Consider the following 4,320-nt stretch of genomic DNA (forward strand, 5'->3'; position numbering starts at 1 on the left):
TTATGTGGAAAACACAATAAAATTCCTTGTTGCTTTTCCCATTCTGCGGGGAATCGTCTGTTGTTTGTACTCATGATTAGTCGATTGCTCTTTTGGTAATATCCCCGAAGGCATCGATTCTTCTGTCTCTAAAGAAAGGCCAGTTCTGACGTACATTTTCCTGTAAATCCAAGTCTACCTCTGCAATCAGAATTTCTTCTTTATCGTGTGAGGCTTGAGCCAAAATTTCGCCTTGTGGTCCCGCAATAAACGATGATCCCCAAAATTGAATTCCGGCAGTTCCTTCGATATATTGTTCCAAACCAATTCTGTTGGCGGCTGCTACATATACACCATTGGCAACGGCATGACCTTTCATTACGTTCATCCAGGCACCATGTTGGTTTTCACCATATTGTTCTTTTTCTAGCGGATGCCATCCAATTGCTGTTGGGTAAAACAACACATCGGCACCTTGTAAGGCTGTTAAACGAGCTGCTTCCGGGTACCATTGATCCCAACAAATTAAAGTTCCTATTTTTCCTTTTTCTGTAGGGAAGGCCTTGAAACCTAAATCACCTGGCGTAAAATAGAATTTTTCATAGAAATGTGGATCGTCCGGAATGTGCATTTTGCGATACAATCCAGCCTCAGTACCATCAGTATTAATGATGTAAGCGCTGTTATGGTAAATTCCTGCCATTCTTTTTTCGAAGAAAGGAACAATAATAACCACTCCCAATTCTTTTGCCAACGCGCTAAAAGCAATAAATGACGTGCTGTACAATGGTTCTGCCAAAGCAAAATTGTCAACATCTTCACTTTGACAAAAATAATGACTGCTGTATAACTCAGGCAACGAAATCACCTCAGCCCCTTGATTGGCGGCATCACGCACCCAACTCAAACATTTTTTAAGGTTGTTTTCGGCAACATCGTTTAGATTCAATTGAATCACCGCTATTTTGTATTTCTTCTTTGACATGGTAAAAAAATTAGACTGCAAAAATAGTTATTTTTTAAAAGAGTATCGGTACTGACTTTTGGATTTTTTTTAAAGTTCAAAGGGTAGTCGTTTTGTGTATGTACAAAAGAAAAATGCCTACAAAAAGTTCATGGCTTTTTGTAGGCATTTCAAATGTGTTTTTAGTATTCGAGGATAAAGAGTTGAAGTGTTAATTAACAACTTTAAAACTAAAAGTACCTATAGTGGTTCCCCAAATTCTTAGCCATAGCAATACCAGACTTTCAGTTCCTCTGGAAGCTGTAATGTCTCCTAAATCTAGAATTGAACCCTCTTTCCATCCTATTTCATGTAGTAAATTTTTCACTGTATTTTTGGCTTCCTCATCATTACCAGATATAAAATTAGTGTGGTCTCCCTCTTTTAACATTGATGGAATGGCCATTAGGGTACTCCACATTGTGTTTAGGGTTTTTACCACTTTGGTATTCGGAAAGGTTTTTTGGATTTCTTCTCCCAATGAATTGGTATTACAAAGTTCAGGAATTAAGCTCAATGGCGCTCCTTTGCTAGTATCGGTAGGGATGGAAATATCGATAAGGATTTTGTTTTCAATACCTTTTCCAGCTGATTGTAATGCTGCTATCGCAAATTCACCTTTGACACAATTGAAGATGATTTCTCCAAAAGTTGCTGCTTCTTCAAAAGTACCATTACTCGCATTTTTTTCAAATTTATTAACAAATTCAATTGCTTTTTCATTGGTATTACTACGGGAGCCGATCATTACTTGATGACCTAATTCTATCAATTTGGTGGCTATTGTTGTGCCAACGGCTCCAGTTCCTAAAATTGCTATTTTCATTATAATCTATTTTGGGTTATTGAATCATAAAGTTATAAAAATAATGTAAACAGGCAACGGAAATAGTAAGTTTAGCAGTTTATTATGACTTAGAATGTCGGGGAGTTTATTGGAATATGCTTAGAGCTTAAAGACTGGTGATTGTTGACTTCCATTTATATTTTTGTTTCGTTTGCTTTTCTATCAACATTAGCAAATTTTCTAAATTCACTAGGATTAATTCCTTTATGGTTTTTAAATAGTTTGTTGAGATGGCTTACATCTGTCAAACCAAATTCATCTGCAATTTCATTTAAACGAAAATTAGTATGAAGCAGACGTGTTTCAATCAGTTTCATTCTATAGGAATTGATGTAGTGTTGAAAACTTTCCCCTGTTTGTTTTTTAAAATACTCACTCATATAATTGGGCGATAAATTAAAATGTTCCGCTAATTTTTCGATTCTTAGAGCATTTGGAAAGTAAATGTTTTGGTGTACATACCCCAATACAGACAGCGGTTGAGTTGGATGGTATTGGTTTGCTGTTTCCAACAGAGCGATATTTCGTGCGGCAATTGTTATGATAGTATTTATTAGCTGTTGCATTACCTCTTGTTTATAAAGATTTTGCCCTTTTTGTTCTTTTGTCAAAGCCTCTGCCAATGCTCTTATCAATGGTTTATCTTCTGTATTTTTAAGTATGCAGCCCGGTAAATGGTTATGGTTGTAGAAAATATATTCCAGTTTTTTTAGCCATTCCCTGTCTTGTGTTTTTAGGTAGCTTTCATTGAACCTAAGAAAGAAAAATGTGGTTTTTTCTATCACTTCAAACCCGTGCGTGTCTTGAGGAAATATTAAAAAAAGCTTGTTTGGTGCATATTCCAACTGATGCTGATTGATGACTTGAATCCCTTTTCCTTCAAGAATAAAAAACATTTCAAAATAGGTGTTTTTATGCTCTTTGGCAGTATAGGTATCGGTTTCAAATATTCCGATTTCGAATGGTAAATAGAGATTTTTGATTAACATCTTTTATATGTACAAATTTACAATGTATATGTACAAATTTATTGAAATTTTTGGTCGGAAATTTGTCTTATCAATAACAATTAAAATAAAAAGCTATGAACACTTACACTTTTTTGATTTTACGCCTCGCAATTGCGGTTAGTATGTTTGGACACGGGCTTGTCCGTTTACCTAAATTAAGTACCTTTAGTCAATGGATGGTTGGAAATTTTGATAAAACGATGTTACCCAAAGCATTGATTTTACCATTTAGTTATGTTTTGCCCATTGCCGAATTCATCATCGGACTATTGTTGCTTACAGGATTATTCACAAAAACTGCGGCATTTTCGGGAGCGGTGGTAATGCTAGTTTTACTTTTTGGAACAGCAATGATTGAAAACTGGGATGCCATTCCGTCCCAGTTGCTGCATCTCATTTTCTTTGCCATTCTACTGCAATTTATGACTAACAACGGATATGCTTTGGACAATGTTTTCTTTAAATAATACAAGATGAATTCTCGCAGAACTTTTATAAAACAAGCCGGAATTGCTGGCGTGGCAAGTATGTTGCCTCTGGATAATTTTTTAATGGACACTAAAATAAACAGCGCTATGAATGAAAAATCAAAATGGGCTGACGGATCCCGTTTGGTTGTTTCTGTTTCAATGCAATTTGAAGCGGGTGGACAGCCTGATAATGCCGAAAGCCCTTTTCCGCAAAACTTAGCTAAAGGTTATCTGGATTTGCCGGCAGCCACTTGGTATCAATATGGTTATAAAGAAGGCATTCCTAGAATGTTAGACAATTGGGATACCTTAGGCATCAAAGTAACCTCGCATATGGTGGGTTCCGCAGTGCTTAAAAATCCGCAATTGGCAAAGGAAATTGTGGAAAGAGGTCACGAAGCCGCCGCACACGGAATGAATTGGAGTTCACAATACAATCTTTCTTATGAAGACGAAAAAAAGTTCATTCAGGACGGTGTTGATGCCATCAAGAGTGTTACCGGGGCAAAAGCTATTGGCTATAATGCCAATTGGTTGCGCAGAGGAGAAAATACTTTGAAAATATTGCAGGAACTTGGATTTAAGTACCATATTGATGATCTGAGCAGAGATGAACCTTTTATTGTTCAGGTGAATAATAAAGATTTTGCGGTGGTTCCTTATACTTTACGGAATAATGACATTTTATTGATTGAAGGAAAAAATTTTTCGGCAGACCAATTTTTTAATCAGGTGAAATTGGAGTTTGAACAATTGTACGCCGAAAGTGAGTTTAAAAGAAGACAATTGTCAATTAGTTTTCACGACCGAATTGGAGGAACTCCCCAAATGGTTAAAGCAACAAAAAACTTGATAGAATATATGCAACAGCACAAAGGAGTTGCCTTTAAAAGAAAGGATGAAATTGCCGAATTGACTTTGAATGACAAGTCGAGTATTCGGGAAGTATAAGAGGTTTTGATAGGCGTTTCTGTGACCGAAGGGGAGTGGCCGATAGATTGTGTAAAAACA

The 4,320-nt window shown here is 36.3% G+C and carries 5 protein-coding genes; 2 read left to right on the top strand and 3 right to left on the bottom strand.

The window, feature by feature from the left end; translation table 11 throughout:
* Nucleotides 1-76: 76 nt before the first annotated feature.
* The 3 genes from VFS71_RS08190 to VFS71_RS08200 form a co-directional block, all read right to left on the bottom strand.
* A complete protein-coding gene (locus VFS71_RS08190; RefSeq protein ID WP_173504706.1) occupies nucleotides 77-964 on the bottom strand; it encodes a carbon-nitrogen hydrolase in 888 nt (295 codons plus the stop codon).
* A 190-nt stretch (nucleotides 965-1,154) separates the two neighbouring features.
* A complete protein-coding gene (locus tag VFS71_RS08195; RefSeq protein ID WP_326400459.1) occupies nucleotides 1,155-1,808 on the bottom strand; it encodes an NADPH-dependent F420 reductase in 654 nt (217 codons plus the stop codon).
* A 155-nt stretch (nucleotides 1,809-1,963) separates the two neighbouring features.
* Nucleotides 1,964-2,818 carry an AraC family transcriptional regulator gene (locus tag VFS71_RS08200; RefSeq protein ID WP_326400460.1) on the bottom strand — a complete coding sequence of 285 codons (855 nt, stop codon included), beginning with the start codon at nucleotides 2,816-2,818 and terminating at the stop codon, nucleotides 1,964-1,966.
* A gap of 95 nt (nucleotides 2,819-2,913) precedes the next feature.
* On the opposite strand from VFS71_RS08200, the gene VFS71_RS08205 reads away from it, so the two are divergent.
* Together VFS71_RS08205 and VFS71_RS08210 are read left to right on the top strand one after the other, a co-directional pair.
* The gene (locus VFS71_RS08205; RefSeq protein ID WP_326400461.1) at nucleotides 2,914-3,306 is read left to right on the top strand and encodes a DoxX family membrane protein; all 393 of its coding nucleotides are present in this window, start codon (nucleotides 2,914-2,916) and stop codon (nucleotides 3,304-3,306) included.
* A gap of 6 nt (nucleotides 3,307-3,312) precedes the next feature.
* Nucleotides 3,313-4,260, top strand: coding sequence for a polysaccharide deacetylase family protein (locus VFS71_RS08210; RefSeq protein WP_326400462.1), 948 nt, complete (start codon nucleotides 3,313-3,315; stop codon nucleotides 4,258-4,260).
* Nucleotides 4,261-4,320: the final 60 nt, after the last annotated feature.

This window comes from Flavobacterium sp. (genome assembly GCF_035760125.1).
Classification (GTDB): domain Bacteria; phylum Bacteroidota; class Bacteroidia; order Flavobacteriales; family Flavobacteriaceae; genus Flavobacterium.